The organism is Bacillus sp. AFS040349 (assembly GCF_002577655.1).
GTDB lineage: Bacteria > Bacillota > Bacilli > Bacillales > Bacillaceae > Metabacillus.
This window is the reverse complement of record NZ_NUMC01000058.1, coordinates 1-17,672: the sequence shown is the minus strand read 5'-3', so window position 1 is coordinate 17,672 and position 17,672 is coordinate 1. Positions and strand designations below refer to the sequence as shown.

Genomic DNA, 17,672 nt, shown 5'->3' with positions numbered 1-17,672 from the left:
TTATTTTCACAGAAAAAAAGACTGAACAAAATAGGAATTTGTTTACGTTAATTAATAATAAAATAGTTTTACCTCATCTTTTCTGCTTATACTAATTTATTGGGAAGTATTAATTTAAGGATATAAAATTCTTCATTAAACATGGTAGTTTAGGATTCTAAATAAAAAAGAGTGGTGATTTGAATTGAAAGGAATTATTTTAGCAGGTGGAAGTGGCACAAGATTGTACCCGCTTACAAGAGCGATTTCGAAACAAATGCTTCCTATATTTGATAAACCAATGATTTACTACCCACTTTCCGTTTTAATGTTAGCAGGCATAAAAGAAATATTAATTATTTCGACCCCTGAAGATCTGCCAAGATTCATACAGTTACTTGGAGATGGTAGCTCTTTAGGTATTAACTTAACATATAAAATTCAGAAGGAGCCTAACGGCTTAGCTGAAGCCTTTATCATTGGAGAAGAGTTTATTGCTAAAGAGAGTGTGGCACTAATTCTTGGTGACAATATTTATTTTGGTCCTGGTTTTACAGCTGTTTTACAAAGGGCTGCAAGTCGTAAAGAGGGTGCAACTGTATTTGGTTATCGCGTAAAAGATCCTGAGCGTTTTGGTGTAGTGGAATTTGATCAAGATTTTAATGCCATATCCATTGAGGAAAAACCCGAGAATCCAAAGTCAGATTTTGCAGTAACAGGATTATATTTTTATGATAATGAGGTAGTGGAAATTGCAAAAAACATTTCACCTTCAATACGGGGGGAATTAGAAATAACTGACATTAATAAGTATTATCTGAAAAATAATAGATTAAAGGTAGAATTGTTAGGTAGAGGTTTTGCTTGGTTGGATACAGGAACACATAATTCTTTATTAGAGGCCTCGCTTTTTATTGAAACAGTTGAAAAGAGACAAGGTTTTAAAGTGGCATGTTTAGAAGAAATCTCTTACCGAATGGGTTATATTGACAGATTAGAACTGATTGATCTCGCAAGGCAACTAAATAAAACTGAATATGGTAATTATTTATGGAATATTGCTAATGAAACAAAGCAATCAACTTGGAATCTGGTTGGTATCCTATGAAAAAAGATAATATATTAGTTACAGGTGGAGCGGGATTTATTGGCTCAAACTTTATCGCTTATTTATTAGAAAAATATCCCAATTATCATGTTATTAATCTAGATGCGTTAACATACGCAGGTAATATTATGAATCTCCAAGAAATTCAATTACATGAACGCTATGAATTTATTAAAGGGGACATTAGGAATCAGTCGTTTTTACTAGATTTGTTTAAACACTATGATATCCAAAATGTCATACACTTTGCAGCAGAGTCTCATGTAGACAATTCAATAAATAATCCTATTGCATTTACAGAAACAAATGTACTAGGAACACTTAATTTATTAGAAGCTGCAAGAAGTCATTGGATGTTAAACACATCTATATATAAAGAAGGTTATGATCGATCAAGGTTTCATCATATATCTACAGATGAAGTATATGGTACTTTAGGGTCTGATGGATATTTTACTGAAAGAACACCATTTGCTCCTAACAGTCCTTATAGTGCAAGTAAAGCCAGTTCAGATATGATTGTAAGAAGTTATTTTCATACTTATGGAATGAATGTAGTGACATCTAATTGTTCTAATAATTATGGTCCGAAACAACATGATGAAAAGCTAATTCCTACGCTGATTCGAAAAGCTTTACAAGGAGAACCGCTACCTATTTACGGGGATGGACAAAATATTAGGGATTGGCTTTACGTAGAAGATCATTGTAGAGCAATAGATCTTGTCTTTCATAAAGGAAAGACTGGAGAAACGTATTTAATTGGTGGTAAAAATGAGCGAACCAACCTGGAAATTGCCTATACAATTTGCCTGTACCTTGATAGGATAATGCCGAAAACAAGTAGTTACAAAGACTTAATTGAATTTGTTCAAGACCGACCAGGACATGATTTTCGATATGCAATTGATTCAAGCAAAATAGAAGAGGATCTCGGATGGAAACCAAGAGATACCTTTGATATCGGTATAATAAAGACAATGGATTGGTATATCAAAAAATATACTGAGTCAGGAGTAAGAAGATGGACAACTGCTTAATTAATTTTACGGTGATTGGAGATAATAGAGGTTCGTTAATTTCATTAGAAGCACTTAAAAATATACCCTTTGAAATAAAAAGAGTTTATTACATTTACAACACCATCAATGATTTGCCAAGAGGGTTTCATGCTCATAGAGAATTAAAGCAGGTACTTATTTGCACGAGTGGTTCATGTAGAGTTGTTCTAGATAATGGAGAAACCAAAATGGAGCATCTGTTAAATAAATCTAGCCAAGGACTAATTGTAAATAAAATGGTGTGGCGTGAAATGTATGACTTTTCAGAGGATTGCGTGTTAATGGTGCTAGCAAGTGACTATTATGATGAAGCTGATTATATTCGAGATTATGGTGTTTTTTTACAGATGATTGAAAATACACATAAGGTTTTTGAGGGATGATAAATTGATTAATTCGGAAGAGGTATTTATTAAAGAGTTTGAAGAAAAGGATAAAGAAGATTGGAATGCTTTTGTTGAAAGGTCAAAAAATGGTACATTTCTTCATAAGATAGAATACATGCATTATCACTTAGATAGGTTTAATGATTGTTCATTAATATTAAAAAATGCCAAAAATAAAATAGTTGCGATTTTACCCGGTAATGTAGAAGGGGATTTTTTTTACAGTCACAAAGGCTTGACGTATGGTGGGCTTTTAATACTTCCTGAAACAAAACTAGAAGATGTAATGATCTATTTTAATAGGTTCAATCAATATTTAAGAGAAGAAAAAAATATAAAAAAAGTATTTTACAAAGCTATACCTTATATCTACTCGAGTATACCAGCTCAGGAGGATGAATATGCTTTGTTTCGACATAATGCTAAATTAACTGGTTGTGGAATTTCATCAGCTATTCTAATGGAGAATTGCTTGCCTTTCAGTACTTTAAGAAAAAGAGGTATAAAGAAAGCGAAAAAATGGAATTTAGAAATTAAAAAAGACTATTCTTACGAGGATTTTTGGAGAGTATTAACTGAAAATTTAGAATATAGACATGACACAAAGCCTGTACACACTTTAAATGAAATAATTCAACTAAAGAATCGCTTCAAAGAAAATATTGAGCTTTATAGTGTATATATGGAAGGTGAATGCGTGGCAGGAGTCCTGATGTACATTACTGAAAATGTAGCTCATGTGCAATATATTTCAGCAAACCAATCAGGAAAAGAAATTTCTGCATTAGATTTTTTGTTTGATTATTTAATAAATCAAAGATATTCAAATGTTAGATATTTTGACTTTGGTACTTCCGTTGAAAAACAGGGATTTTTTTTAAATGAAGGTTTAAGCTTTCAAAAGCAAGGCTTTGGAGCAAGAGGTGTTGTCTATCAATATTTTGAATATGACCTTAATTGATATTGAGTTATTATTTAAGCTTAGTTAAATAAAGGAGATATAAAATGCTAACCTTTTTAGATTTAAAAGCAGTCAATAATAGTTATCAAATTGAGATTGAGAAGGCCGTCAATAAAGTAATAAACAGTGGCTGGTATATTCTTGGAGAGGAATTAGAACTGTTTGAAAAAGAGTTTGCCGAGTACTGTGGAACAAAATATTGTATTGGGGTAGCCAACGGACTAGATGCTTTAACACTTATCTTAAGAGCATATGAAATTGGCTCTGGGGATCAAGTGATTGTTCCTTCAAATACATACATTGCTTCTATTTTATCTATTTCTGCTAACGGAGCTATCCCAGTATTAGTTGAACCCGATATAAAAAGTTATAATCTGGATCCAGATAAAATAGAGGCAAAAATCACATCGAGAACAAAAGCAATCATGGCTGTTCATTTATATGGGCAAGCGGCTAATATGGAAGCTATTAATCATCTTGCGAAAAAATATAATTTAAAAGTAATAGAAGATGCTGCTCAAGCTCATGGAGCTGTTTATCATAACAAGAGAACAGGGAATTTAGGAGATGCTGCTGGTTTCAGCTTTTATCCTGGAAAGAATTTAGGTGCTTTGGGAGATGGTGGTGCTATTACTACGAATGATTCTCAGTTGGCTGAGAAAATCAGAGCATTAAGAAATTATGGTTCTTACGTAAAATATGAAAACCTTCATAAAGGAGTAAACAGTCGCTTAGATGAAATTCAAGCGGCCATTTTGCGTGTGAAGCTGAAGTCTTTAGATCATGATAATGAAAAACGGAGAGAAATTGCATCCTACTATATGGAACATATAAAAAATAAAAATATCACATTACCAATGATTGTAAACAGTGATGGGTTATCTCATGTTTGGCATTTGTTTGTCATAAGGACCAAGGAAAGAGAAGAGCTTCAAAAGTACTTAACAGAACAAAAAATACAAACATTGATTCATTATCCTATTCCTCCTTATAAGCAATTAGCCTATAGGGAGTGGAATGATCTCAGTTATACTATTTCGGAACAAATTCATAATGAGGTACTAAGCTTACCTATCTCTCCGGTTCAAACAAAAGAAGATACAATGCGGATAGTGGAAGTTATTAATACTTTTCAATTAAGCTAGATAATTAATAAGTAAAAACTAACTTTTGTAATGTCTATAACAATCTAAAATAAGGTTGCTAAAAATTTTCGATACTAGAGGTGCCAAATCCATGAAAAAGATTTTGTTTCTAGGTGGTTCTATACAGCAATTACCGGTTATTAGATATGCTAAAGAGAAGGGATATTACATTATACTTTGTGATTATCTTCCAGATAACCCTGGTATTCCCTTTTCACAAGAGTATCATTGTGTTAGTACAGATAATAAAGAAGCTGTCTTGAAAGTTGCTAAGGATAATCATATTGACGGAATTATTGGCTATATTAGTGATGCTGCCGCTTTAACAGCTGCATACGTAGCAAACAAATTGGATCTACCTTCTAATCCGTTTGAATCGGTATTAACTCTTGTCCAAAAGGACTTATTTAGAAAATTTTTAAAAAAAAATGGTTTTCATTGTCCAAAGGCAGAAAGCTATAAAACAGTCGAAGAAGCAAAGAAGGGTCTAGAACAATTTAATTTTCCTTTAATGGTAAAACCCATTGATTCTTCGGGGAGTAAAGGGATATCTCGAATTGATTCAATAGAAGAATGTGAAGGTGCCTTTAAAAATGCAGCTTTTCATTCAAAATCAAAAGAAGTAATCATTGAAGAGTATATTGAAAGAAGTCATGATTATCAAATTGGCGGAGATGTATTTGTCAAAGATGGAAAATTAGAATTCTGTGGATTCTTAAACTGTCATAGAAATACAGAGGTAAATCCATATGTTCCTGTTGGGAAAAGTTATCCTATTTTAATAAATCAAGAGAAAGTGGAAATAGTATGTGAAGAACTCAACAGAATATTAAAATTGTTAGATATAAAATATGGTGCTTTGAATCTTGAAGTGTTACTTGGGAAAAACGATAAAGTTTATTTCATAGAAATCGGCCCTAGGAATGGAGGGAACTTAATTCCAGAATTTTTAAAAGCAATTACTGGGATAGATTTTATAAAAGCAACAGTTGAAACTGCATTAGGTAATCATGAGGAAATGAGTTTTAATTTTATACCACCAAAAGAGGGGTACTATTCTACATATACAATTCACTCACTAAAAAAAGGAAAATTAGTAAATATTAATTTTTCTGATGAGATAAAAGAAAAAATTATATATAAAGTCATTTACAAAGATAAAGGTGACGAGATAGACATTTTTAATAGTGGAAATAAAGCAATTGGTTTTATTTTTATAAAGTTTGATTCTTTAGAAGAACAAAGATATAAAATGCATAATATGGGTCGATATATTAATGTTCAAGTTGAGGAGGAGATTTATGTATAGTTTAACTACAAATGAGAATAAAGAATTAGAATTTCAAACTACTATAGAAGATTATTTGTTTAATGTAGATAAGTCATTTGAATTCAGGAAAGATTATGGTTCATCTTTTTTTATTTTAGATGTAAAAAAGCTCCAAGAAAACTACAAAAAAATTCATAATGCTTTTAAAAAAAAATATGATAATTTTATTATTGCATATTCTTACAAAACGAACTATCTCCCTTATCTATGTAAAGAATTATCAAGATGTGGCGCCTACTCCGAAGTAGTTTCAAGATTAGAATATGACTTAGCTATAAAAATAGGAATTGATCCAAAAAGAATAGTATTTAATGGTCCCTTAAAAAGTCAAGAGGATATCGATTATGCTTTAGAGAATGAAAGTAAAGTGAATTTAGATTCTATTTATGAATTTAATTTTGTGAAAGAGTATTGTGATAGAAACCCCAATAAACAGGTTAAAATAGGGTTGCGAATAAACTTTGACATTTGGGAAAACAGTATTAATTTGCATACAGATGATTATAAAATTAGTAGATTTGGAATATGCGTGGAAAATGGGAATTTAAAATATGCTATAAATGAAATAACTCAATTGAAGAATGTTAAAATTGTGGGATTGCATGCTCATTTCTCCACTAGACAGAGAAGTGTTGAGACTTATTCAAAAATTACCCAAGGACTGTGTAAAGCAGCAAAAGAAAATAATTTAACTGATATAGAATATATAGACATTGGCGGAGGTATTTCTGGGGAGGTTCCTAAATCTCTTAGAGAACATGCACCAACTTTTGATGAATATGCTGAAGCAGTGGGGGCGATCATGAATGAAGAATTTAGTCATTATCAAAATAAACCAACATTGATTCTAGAACCTGGAATATCTATGGTTGCTAATGCTTTTGTATTTGTAACTAGAGTAATTGATGTGAAAAAAATTAGAGATAAGGTATTTGTTTTAGTTGATGGTAGTGCACATAATATAAAACCGACGTTACATCAAAAGAATCTCCCAATGAAGATTTTAAAACAACAGAAGATAGATAACCCCAGTAAACAAAAATATAATATTGTTGGATATACATGCATGGAGCAAGATTACTTAGCTACTAATTGTATAGGAGAGATTCCACAGAGCGACGATTATATTATGTTTGATAATGTAGGAGCATACACAATTGTGTTTAATCCTCCCTTTATAAAAGAAAGACCTGCTATTCTAGCATACGATCAAAACGACATGTGTGTAGTGAGGAGAAAAGAGACATTCAGACAATTTTTTAATGAAGAAATTTATTGCTTCTAGGCAATATAATTTTTAATAAGAAATTAGGTAAAAATATGAACTTTCTAAAAACTAGTTTACTTTCCGGAATATCAACAATTTTTAAAATGTTATCTAGTTTAATAATTAATAAAATTATTGCGAGTTATGTTGGCCCAGCAGGAATTGCTTTAATAGGTCAATTCCAAAATTTTCTTGTTCTTGTTACCACAATTGGAAACGGGGCAATTAACTCAGGTGTAACAAAGTATGTAGCGGAATATAATGAAAGTGATGATAAAAGACGGAATGATGTTATTAATGCAGGGTTTATTATCACAATTATATTTTCAATTATAGTCGGAGGAATTATTTTTTTTGGAGGTCCGTATTTCTCAACATGGATCTTAAAGTCAGAAGAGTATGAAAAAATATTTATGCTTCTAGGAATTACATTGATTTTCATCAACTTAAATACGGTGTTCTTGTCAATTATAAATGGTCTAAAAAAAATAAAGTTGTTCATTTTTATAAATATCTCAAGTAGTCTTTTATCGCTTATAATAACGTCATTATTAACCATTTGTTACGGATTATATGGTGCTCTTCTGTCAATGATTATTGTCCAAGGTATAATTTTACTTATCACAGTACCACTTGCACTAATAAAAGTAGAATTTAAGTTCCAATTTGTTAAGGTAGTAGAAAAAAAACACTATCGAAGGTTATTAAAATTCTCCTTAATGACTATTGTTTCAGTGATTTCTGTGACAATTACGCAAATCTTAATTAGAAACTATTTAGTAGATACTTTTTCAATTGAAGAGGCTGGTTATTGGCAATCAGTTTGGATGATATCAACAATGTATTTAATGATATTAACAACTGCTTTCTCTACTTACTATCTGCCTAGGTTATCAGAGTTACAAATGCAAAACGAAATAAGAGAAGAGATATTATCTGGTTATAAAATTATTTTACCATTTGTCTTTACTTCAGCTCTATTAATATATTTTTTAAGAGATTTTATTATAGTTGTACTTTTCACTCCGGAATTTATTAAAATGAGAACATTGTTTCTGTTCCAATTGATCGGAGATTTTTTTAAAATGGCAAGTTGGACATTGTCTTTTTTAATGGTTGCTAAAGCAATGACTAAGACATTTATTATTACTGAGATACTGTTTGCATTGAATTTTTATGGAATGACCGTATTGTTTACTCATATGAATGGGTTAATTGGTGTAACACAGGCTCATGCATTAAATTATTTTACGTACATGGTTTTAATGATTGTGATGTTTTCAAAAACCCTTTTTGTTTTAGATGACTCAAAGTTAAAACAAACCGCTTAATTGGGTAAATATCTGTTTAGTTTTTTCGGAGGTGGTTTTCGTGAGTAAGATTCTATTGTTGGGAGAATATAGTGGGGTTCATAAAAATTTAAAAGAAGGTTTAGTGGAACTAGGTCATGAAGCATTAGTAGTTTCAGGTGGAGATGGAGACAAAAATATTGATAGTGATATATCCATAACATGGAAATCTCAAAATAAAGTTGTTCGTTTTTTCGAACTAAATAAAATCTTAAAGAGTTTGAGAGGATATGATATTGTTCAATTTATCAATCCGTATTTATCACATAGATTAGCAAATTTGTTATATGGATCAATTTATAAAAACAACAAAAAAACCTTTTGTTTAGCTGCAGGAGACGACGTGGAGGTTTTTAAATTTCTTTTTTCTGGGAAAATGAAATATTCACCTTATGATGAGTATTTATCATATGAAAATTTCAGAAAGTCAAAATTAAAGCATACAACGCTACTTGACTTCATTTTGCAACATAAGTTTATTAGTAAACAGGATGGAATTATTCCTATAATGTGGGAATATGCAGAGAGTTATAGAAATGGTCCCTATTCAAATAAAATTAAAAATACTATACCCTTGCCCATTAACACGGATAAAATTCAGTATAATGAAAACGCACTAAAAAATAAATTGGTTTTTTATCATGCTTCAAACAGACCTAAAGTTAAAGGAACAGATGCAATTGTAAAAGCTATGAAGATTTTTCAAGAGAGATATCCAGATGACGTCACAATGATTTATGCAGACTTTTTACCATTAAATGAATATTTAGAGGTAATATCTAAATCAAATGTCGTGATTGATCAATGTAAGGCATATACCTATGGTATGAATGCTTTATATTCGATGGCGAAAGGGAAAATTGTAATGAGTGGAGCGGAACCAGAGGCTTTACAAGAATTAAATGTACAATCATCCCCAGTTTTCAATATAACTCCGGATGTTGAGCAAATTATTAGTCAGTTTGAATATTTATTGAATAACAGGCAAAACTTGGCCCAACTAGGTTATGAATCTAGAATGTACGTTGAAGAAGTACATGGGTATAAGAGAATTGCAAAACAGTATTTACAAGCCTGGTCAAGTTAAACATACTAATAGTCATAATGAGAAGAGGGATCAAAGAAATTTCTCATATTTATTAAAGAAGAAAATTTTTTTAGCTCAAACGTTCTTTATTATGAACGTTTTTTGTTCTTTTTAACTTAGGGTTAGGTGATTAACAATTTAGAGAGGTGGAAAAATGAAAAAGGTACGTAAAGCAATTATACCAGCAGCTGGACTTGGTACAAGATTTCTCCCTGTAACAAAAGCTATGCCAAAGGAGATGTTGCCAATAGTAGATAAACCAACAATTCAATATATTGTTGAAGAGGCTGTTGCATCAGGGATCGAGGATATCATTATCGTAACAGGTAAAGGAAAACGTGCAATTGAAGATCACTTTGATAATGCATTTGAACTTGAAAATAATTTAATAGAAAAGCATAAATTTGACCTGCTAGAGAAAGTCCAAGCACCTTCTAAAGTAGAGATTCACTATATTCGTCAAAAAGAACCGAAGGGATTAGGTCATGCAGTGTGGTGTGCAAGAAAGTTTATTGGAAATGAACCATTTGCTGTCTTGTTAGGAGATGATATTATTCAAGCTGAAACTCCTTGTTTAAGACAATTAATAAATGAATATGAAAAGACTCTATCATCTGTTATCGGTGTACAGACTGTTCATGAAAGCGAGACACATCGTTATGGTATTGTTGATCCTAGTAACCAGATAGGGAGGCGCTATGAGATTCATAATTTTGTTGAAAAGCCGGTGACAGGAACTGCTCCATCCAACTTAGCAATTATGGGTCGCTACGTTTTAACTCCAGAAATATTTATGTTTTTAGAAAAGCAAGAGAAAGGAGCAGGAGGAGAAATTCAGTTAACCGATGCAATACAAAAGTTAAATGAAATTCAGAGAGTTTTTGCCTATGATTTTGAGGGGAAACGATATGATGTAGGAGAAAAGTTAGGGTTTATTTTAACGACTATTGAATTTGCTTTAAAGGATGAGACAATCAAGGACCAAGTGATACACTTTTTAGAAAATCAAAAAAAAGTGTTGAAAGAATTTAGCTTGTAAGGAGGAGGCTGTTTTTTGGAGGGATCATCAGTTAAGCAGAAAGCTATTCCTGATCAGTTATTAACAGTCAGTCAGGTAAATTCTAAAGTACACTATTTAATAATGAAGAGATTATCAGATATTTTTGGTTCATTATTAGGGATTATTATATTATCTCCACTTTTTTTGATAATTGCAATTTGGATTAAAATGGAAGACCCAAAAGGTCCAGTAATTTTTAAACAAGTTAGAGTAGGAAAAGATGAAAAAGAATTTTATATGTATAAATTTAGATCAATGGTAACTGATGCAGAAGAGAGGTTAGAAGATTTGCTCTTATTAAATGAAGTGTCAGGAGCCATGTTTAAAATGAAGAAAGATCCCCGTATTACAAAAGTTGGAAAATACATTCGCAAAACAAGTATGGATGAATTTCCACAATTATTAAATGTACTAAAGGGTGAAATGAGCTTAGTTGGACCCCGTCCACCTCTTCCACGTGAAGTTAAGGAATATTCATTATATGATAAACAAAGGTTGATGGTAAAACCAGGTTGTACTGGGCTCTGGCAAGTAAGTGGAAGAAATGATCTAGGATTTAAAGAAATGGTAGAACTTGATTTGAAATATGTGGAAGAAAGATCCTGTATTAATGACATGAAAATCATATGTAAGACGGTAAAAGTTATTTTTTCACCTAATAGTGCATTTTAGTAGTCTTATAATAATTTTTGTCTTCAAAAAAATAAGTGAAACACTTAACGAAACTGATTATGGTTAATTAGTCTCATGAATTTCATAGTTAGAAATATTAATCAATTATGTAAAAAGGAGCGGAAGAAAAAAGGGAGTGTTTTATTGAGAATTAGAAAGTTTTTGTTGTTCATTTTATTATTTGTTACAGGATGCTTTTGTTTGTATCTTTATGGAGAAAAAAATCATTATTTACGAGAGGTGGCAGACAAGAGAAATTTTTTAATAGGAGCCTCTGTTTCAGCATCTCCTTTTTTACATGACGACAAATATAAAACCATACTCAAAAATGAATTTAATTTGTTAACGATTGAAAATGATATGAAGTTTTCAAGAATTCATCCACAAAGAAACACATATGATTTTTCTTTGCCAGACCTAATGGTGAATTTTGCTGAAGAAAACGACATGAAAGTTAGAGGTCATACGTTAGTATGGCATCATAGTAACCCCGACTGGCTTAGTAAAGAAAAATATTCAAAGGAAGAACTCTCTCTAATATTAAAAAATCATATTCAAACAGTTGTAAAACATTATGGAGGCAAAATTTATGCTTGGGATGTTGTAAATGAAGCATTTAATGATGATGGAACACTAAGGAACAATATATGGTTACAAACAATCGGACCGGAGTATATTGAATTAGCCTTTCGGTGGGCTCATGACGCTGATCCTAATGCTCTTCTATTTTATAATGATTATAGTAATGAAGGGATAAATCAAAAGTCGAATGCAATTTTTAGAATGTTGGAAGATTTTATGAAAAGAGGAGTGCCGATTGACGGAGTTGGATTTCAAATGCACTCCGACATCATGTCCCCAAAAGACGAGGAAAAGATTAAGGAGAATATTAATAGATATAAACTCATAGGATTAGAAGTTCATATTACAGAATTGGATATAGCAATTCAAAATAGCGATAAACCCTATAAAAAAAGGCTGCAGCAGCAAGCAGAGATGTATTCAAAAATCTTAGATGTCTGTCTCCTGTATTCTAATTGTACTGCAATGGTAACTTGGGGAGTGACTGATAAATATTCATGGATTCCAGAATATTCAGGGCAACCAGATGCCCCGTTGCTTTTTGATAGAGATTATGAGCAAAAGCTAAGTTATAAATCAATATATGGAAAATTGAAAAAATAATGTGAGTTGGCATTATTTAGAAACGTCTCTTAAGTTTTTTAGGGAGACTTTTTTACTTGTCAGTTGAAAGAGGGATGAATGGTGAAAATATGTTTTGCTGCATCTTCAGGTGGACATCTAGAGCAACTAATGATGCTTTATCCAATAATGAATAGTTATAAAAGTTTTATCTTAACTGAAAAAACAAAATATACATTTAATTCAAATAATATAAAGGTTTATAATGTAACTCAAATTAATAGGCATGAGATTTTATTTGTTGCTAAGTTATTGATATTAATTATCAAATCTTTAATTATATTATGGAAAGAGAAGCCTGAGGTTATAATCTCTACGGGTGCTTTAGCTACTATCCCTATCTGCTTAATATCAAAACTCTTTAAAACTAAAGTGATTTTTATAGAATCTTTCTCTAAAATTAGCACTCCCACGATAACAGGAAAAATTATGTCAAAGATTGCGGATTTAGTTATCATTCAATGGGAAGACTTGAAGGAATTTTATCCAAATGCAATTTATGGAGGGGGCATCTATTGATATTTGTTACTGTTGGTTCACAGAAATTTCAATTTAATAGACTATTAGAAGAGATAGACCATTTAATTCAGAAAAAGGTCCTTAAATCTGATGAAATTTTTGCCCAAATCGGCTATTCAACATACGAGCCAAACTACTATTCATTTAAACCATTTCTTAATAAAGATGAATTTATGCAAATGATTGATAAGAGTTCTATCATTATTACACATGGGGGGACGGGCTCCATTATAACTGCTGTCAAAAAGGGGAAAGTTGTAATAGGTGTTCCTAGAAAAAAAGAATTTGGGGAGCATGTAGATAATCATCAGTCTGAAATATTAGAACAGTTCTCTAATTCAAAAATAATCTATGCAGTTTCTGATATAACCGATATCGAAAGTGCGATAAAACAAGTTGAAAATTTGAAATTTAGGAAATACGAATCAAATACAAAAAATATAATTAGCATAATAGAAAAGTTCTTGCAAAGAATTACTTGATAATTAAGAGCAGTATTATTTATTAAAATTGAAAAGGGGAAGTATATATATGAAAGTAATTATGATTGGTTCTCATTTACGAGTAAATGGGGGAATAACCCGTGTTGTAAGAAACTATTTTGAAGCTGGATTATCTCAAAAGGTTGATCTCGAATATTTCCCTACTTATTATGGAAGTAATCATTTTTTAAATATATGTTATTTTGTTCTTCAATTTATTAAGCTATTTATAAAGTTGAGCTTTATAAATCAGCAATATAATGTGGCCCATATTCATATGTCCTATAAGGGAAGCTTCATTCGTAAAAAATATATAATACAGCTTTTAAAATATAAAAATATACCTATAATACTTCACATGCATGGCTCTCAATTTAAAGACTTTTATAATAACAATTCTGATTTTAAGAAAAAAGAGATTAGGGATACTTTGAATAAAGCTACAATAATTCTTGCTCTCGGTGAACTCTGGAAAGAATACTATCAATCCATTAGTCAAACAAAGGTTGTTTCTTTTGAAAATGCAGTATTCCCTAAAAGTACTGAATATTCAAATGAAAAAATATATATTACCACAATGGGAATCCTTTCTCAAAGAAAAGGAACTTATGATTTGATAGAAGCTTCTTTAAGAATTAAAGGTAAAGTGGACCCAAAATATAAATTTTTAATTGCTGGTGACGGGGAAGTTGAGAGAGTTAAGAAGAAAATAGAAGAATTAAATCTAGAAGATATGTTTGAAATACCGGGGTGGATTTCAGATCAAGTAAAAATCAATGAAATCTATCGCAAGAGTATAATTTTTGTTTTACCTTCTTACAATGAGGGGATGCCTATGTCAATCCTGGAAGCTATGAGCTATGGATTGCCAGTAGTCTCTACGGATGTAGGTTCGATCTCGTCAGTAGTTAAGGGAGAAAACGGTTTACTAGTGAAAGCGGGTGATATAGAAGCCATAGCAAACAGTATAATCTGTTTATTGAACGATCAACAAAATATTAAGAAGTTTGAGATAAATAATAGTGAAAGAATAAAAACCCATTATAATATTAATCATTCAGTGGGTAAGCTCATCATGCTATATAAAAGTTTACTTAAAGAAAAAATACCGGAAGAAAAAAACTACCTTTCTAGCTAATCATTCAGTTTGACTGTGTAAGAAATCAGGGGATTTTTGAAATTATGTTAAATGATAAAAATTTTAATAGAAATTTGCAGCTTTTCAATTGAAAATGGCTATCCTAAATAAAGAGGAGGTAAGCGAGTGTCCCAATTGACGATTGATATGAAAGGAGAAAGTAATCAATATGAAACTTCAATCTATTTGCTTTTTCTTTTGTTACATACTGTTCTCTTTTGCTTAATTGCAAATTTGCATGAGGTGAAATTAACCTATACTATTCTAATATTATCTAGCTTGCTTTTTTCCTTGTTTACCATATTTTATTTAAACAAGCCTGTGTATCTTCTTTATCATTTAGTATTTTGTATTGTCTTTCAGAATATATTAATAGGATTGGGTAATAACTTTACAGATTATCAAGATAACGGTAGCAACATAAAGCTTCTTTTAGTTTATAAAGAACTATTTGCAAGTATTGTTCTTGTCTTACTTTTTTTAAAATATAAGAATAATATTAAACTTTTAAGTTTTGAAAAGGTTATTTATCCTTTGTTTCTAGTTATCGCCTTAAGTTTTGTTCTTTCAAGTAGTCCAACATTAGAAAGTAAACTTTTTTATTTAAGGCAATTTACAATTCTATTTATTAGCTACTTTATTGGCAGGTTGATCTATTATGGATTAAAGAATAATTTACAAGATTTATATAAGTTAATTAAATTTATCATTGCACTAGGTGTTTTTACTGTTTTCATAGGCTTTATTTTCAATTTATTTGACTTGGATTCATATATTTGGAATGAATGGATGAATATCGACATTGTTCTACAAGCAAAGGGTGTACAGGGGGGATTACCTAATTGGAGTACACCACTAGGTAATTTTGTTGTACCTAGGATGTTTTCAATATTCTATGATGTTATAAACTTCAGTTATTTTATTTTAGTAGCACTGTGCTGTTCTTTAATGTTAAAAAGGAATAATTCACTTATTTTTATCAGGGCTTTTTTATTGCTCGGACTTTTTCTTACATTAGGTAAAGGGGCTTTAGGTATATACAGCATAGTTCTTGTTTGGGTGTTTTTTCTTTACTCAATCAAATTAAAGCCTAAAATTTTTATTTTACCTTTATTAATTGTTTTAACTGTCTGTTTTATCGTTGCTTATAATATTGATTTTAGGTCAAGTGCTATTGTCCATTTTAATGGTTTTATTTTACCTTTAATATCTTCTTATGAGTATCCCCTTGGTAATGGGGTTGGTGCTGGTGGGATTTACTATGCAATGTTATCAGGAATTTCAGCATGGGATCTTTCTCATTTAGGAACAGAAAGTTTCTTTGGCTCTTTAATATATCAGCTTGGATATCCAGGGTTAGTGCTATACTTAATATTTTTCATCGGGTGTATAAACTTCCTTTTGAAAAATGCTTATAATAATGAAATTAATTACCTATTAATTGTTTTATCTGGAATACTATTTGCTACATTCATCATTTCTCTATTTCAAGAGGCAACTTTAGGGATAAATTATACAGGAATACTAACAATTATTATTGGATATACAGTATCGCGTATATTAGAACCTAAACTGCTTTAACAAAATAGGATAACAAAAAGGAGGTAACTCAATGCTAGGTACATCTATTAAAAAGTTAAGGGAAAGTAGAAATATGACCCTTTCTCAATTATCAAAAAAGACAGATATATCGAAATCTTACTTAAGCAATATCGAGAGAAACATTCAAGAAAACCCCTCTATCGGGATTCTATTAAAAATTGCAATTGCACTTGAGGTAGATCTTCAGAGATTTTTAGAATCCAATAATTCATCCGATATTTCCACTAAAACAGATATTGAATTAACGCAAAATGTAACTATAGATATTATGAATAAAATGCTCGAACAAAACAAAAAAAATTTTCAAATACTAGAAGAAATAAAGAATCTTATTGAAAGCAGCCGGTAGTTTGATAAAAATAAACTAATTATAGTTATACTATTTTTGACTTACTTAGACACCGTTGTAAAATGGGATACTTAGTAGTTTTTTGTATTTATATTTTTTAATGAATTGAGGTGATTTAGTTGATAGATATTCATTGTCATATTTTAGCAGATGCAGATGATGGTGCCAATAATATAGAAGAAAGTATTAAAATGGCTAAGGTAGCAGTGAATGAAGGAATTACGAAAATCATTGCAACACCACATCATAAAAATGGGAGATATGAGAATGATAGGGAAAAGATTTTGAATAAAATTGACCAACTTCAGGGTGAACTACAGAAGGAAAAAATAAATATCGAAATTCTCCCTGGACAGGAAATTCGTATATATGGAGAGATAGTGGAAGATTTAGAGAAGGGTGAGCTTCTAACAATTGGTGATAACTCTTCATATATGCTTATTGAGCTTCCCCATTATCATGTTCCAAGGTATACATATAGATTACTTTATGATCTTCAAGTAAATGGAATTATACCAGTTATAGTTCATCCCGAAAGAAACCATGAAATACTTGAAAAGCCAGATCTTTTATATAAACTGATAAAGGATGGGGCTTTGTCACAAATAACTGCTGCTAGTATTACCGGAATGTTTGGAAAAAGAGTGAAAAAACTAAGTTTTGAACTTATAGATCATAATCTCACACACTTTATTGCCTCAGATGCACATAATACTACAATGCGTTCATTTCATTTGCGGGATGCTTATGATGCAATTGAGAAACAAATAGGTGTGGAGACAAAATTTATTCTTCAAGAAAATGCAAATTTAGTTTGTAATAATAGAATGGTTTATAAGGAAATGCCAGAAAAGGTAAAAAACAATAAAATAATTAGCTTTTTCACAAATAGAATGTAATTAATTAGGTCGGTCAATAAGCCAGAGGAATTAAATATAATATAAAGTTGAATATATTGTTTTTGTCAATATTAA

Annotated in this window: 18 protein-coding genes; all 18 read left to right on the top strand. The window is 30.8% G+C overall.

Translation table 11 applies throughout. The features are described 5' to 3' along the window. Nucleotides 1-184: 184 nt before the first annotated feature. The 18 genes from rfbA to COD11_RS13580 all read left to right on the top strand — a co-directional run bounded on the left by rfbA (nt 185) and on the right by COD11_RS13580 (nt 17,597). The gene (gene rfbA, locus COD11_RS13665) at nt 185-1,087 is read left to right on the top strand and encodes a glucose-1-phosphate thymidylyltransferase RfbA (RefSeq protein ID WP_098797454.1); all 903 of its coding nucleotides are present in this window, start codon (nt 185-187) and stop codon (nt 1,085-1,087) included. Then, a complete protein-coding gene (rfbB, locus tag COD11_RS13660) occupies nt 1,084-2,127 on the top strand; it encodes a dTDP-glucose 4,6-dehydratase (RefSeq protein ID WP_098797453.1) in 1,044 nt (347 codons plus the stop codon). Before rfbA ends, rfbB begins: the two co-directional genes overlap by 4 nt. Then, complete coding sequence (locus tag COD11_RS13655; RefSeq protein WP_098797452.1) at nt 2,112-2,531, top strand: sugar 3,4-ketoisomerase; 420 nt, start codon at nt 2,112-2,114, stop codon at nt 2,529-2,531. Before rfbB ends, COD11_RS13655 begins: the two co-directional genes overlap by 16 nt. Nucleotides 2,532-2,535: 4 nt before the next feature. Next, nucleotides 2,536-3,495 (top strand): GNAT family N-acetyltransferase, encoded by a 960-nt coding sequence (locus COD11_RS13650; protein ID WP_098797451.1) that lies wholly within the window; start codon nt 2,536-2,538, stop codon nt 3,493-3,495. Between the two features lie 44 nt (nt 3,496-3,539). Next, entirely contained in the window at nt 3,540-4,640 is a 1,101-nt protein-coding gene (locus tag COD11_RS13645; RefSeq protein WP_098797450.1) for a DegT/DnrJ/EryC1/StrS family aminotransferase, read from the top strand. A 91-nt stretch (nt 4,641-4,731) separates the two neighbouring features. Then, nucleotides 4,732-5,949, top strand: coding sequence for an ATP-grasp domain-containing protein (locus tag COD11_RS13640; RefSeq protein ID WP_098797449.1), 1,218 nt, complete (start codon nt 4,732-4,734; stop codon nt 5,947-5,949). After that, on the top strand, nt 5,942-7,255 hold the full coding sequence (locus COD11_RS13635) for a type III PLP-dependent enzyme domain-containing protein (RefSeq protein ID WP_176551084.1): 1,314 nt from the start codon (nt 5,942-5,944) through the stop codon (nt 7,253-7,255). The genes COD11_RS13640 and COD11_RS13635 overlap by 8 nt, the downstream gene beginning before the upstream one ends. A 35-nt stretch (nt 7,256-7,290) precedes the next feature. Then, entirely contained in the window at nt 7,291-8,568 is a 1,278-nt protein-coding gene (locus COD11_RS13630; protein WP_098797457.1) for an O-antigen translocase, read from the top strand. Nucleotides 8,569-8,608: 40 nt separating this feature from the next. Beyond that, nucleotides 8,609-9,673, top strand: a complete 1,065-nt coding sequence (locus tag COD11_RS13625; RefSeq protein WP_098797448.1) for a glycosyltransferase family protein — start codon at nt 8,609-8,611, stop codon at nt 9,671-9,673. 154 nt (nt 9,674-9,827) lie between these two features. Further along, complete coding sequence (galU, locus tag COD11_RS13620) at nt 9,828-10,712, top strand: UTP--glucose-1-phosphate uridylyltransferase GalU (RefSeq protein WP_098797447.1); 885 nt, start codon at nt 9,828-9,830, stop codon at nt 10,710-10,712. A gap of 15 nt (nt 10,713-10,727) precedes the next feature. After that, nucleotides 10,728-11,405 carry a sugar transferase gene (locus COD11_RS13615; RefSeq protein WP_483296293.1) on the top strand — a complete coding sequence of 226 codons (678 nt, stop codon included), beginning with the start codon at nt 10,728-10,730 and terminating at the stop codon, nt 11,403-11,405. 201 nt (nt 11,406-11,606) lie between these two features. Further along, complete coding sequence (locus COD11_RS13610; protein WP_176551083.1) at nt 11,607-12,590, top strand: endo-1,4-beta-xylanase; 984 nt, start codon at nt 11,607-11,609, stop codon at nt 12,588-12,590. A gap of 78 nt (nt 12,591-12,668) precedes the next feature. Next, on the top strand, nt 12,669-13,127 hold the full coding sequence (gene pssD, locus COD11_RS13605; protein WP_231307879.1) for a PssD/Cps14F family polysaccharide biosynthesis glycosyltransferase: 459 nt from the start codon (nt 12,669-12,671) through the stop codon (nt 13,125-13,127). Then, nucleotides 13,124-13,609, top strand: a complete 486-nt coding sequence (gene pssE, locus COD11_RS13600) for a PssE/Cps14G family polysaccharide biosynthesis glycosyltransferase (RefSeq protein ID WP_098797445.1) — start codon at nt 13,124-13,126, stop codon at nt 13,607-13,609. Before pssD ends, pssE begins: the two co-directional genes overlap by 4 nt. Before the next feature lie 49 nt (nt 13,610-13,658). Further along, a complete protein-coding gene (locus tag COD11_RS13595) occupies nt 13,659-14,747 on the top strand; it encodes a glycosyltransferase family 4 protein (RefSeq protein WP_098797444.1) in 1,089 nt (362 codons plus the stop codon). Nucleotides 14,748-14,882: 135 nt separating this feature from the next. Then, a complete protein-coding gene (locus tag COD11_RS13590) occupies nt 14,883-16,328 on the top strand; it encodes a hypothetical protein (protein WP_141549688.1) in 1,446 nt (481 codons plus the stop codon). 31 nt (nt 16,329-16,359) lie between these two features. Beyond that, nucleotides 16,360-16,698, top strand: coding sequence for a helix-turn-helix domain-containing protein (locus tag COD11_RS13585; RefSeq protein ID WP_098797442.1), 339 nt, complete (start codon nt 16,360-16,362; stop codon nt 16,696-16,698). Between the two features lie 119 nt (nt 16,699-16,817). Further along, nucleotides 16,818-17,597, top strand: a complete 780-nt coding sequence (locus COD11_RS13580) for a tyrosine-protein phosphatase (protein ID WP_098797441.1) — start codon at nt 16,818-16,820, stop codon at nt 17,595-17,597. The last annotated feature ends 75 nt before the right edge of the window (nt 17,598-17,672 follow it).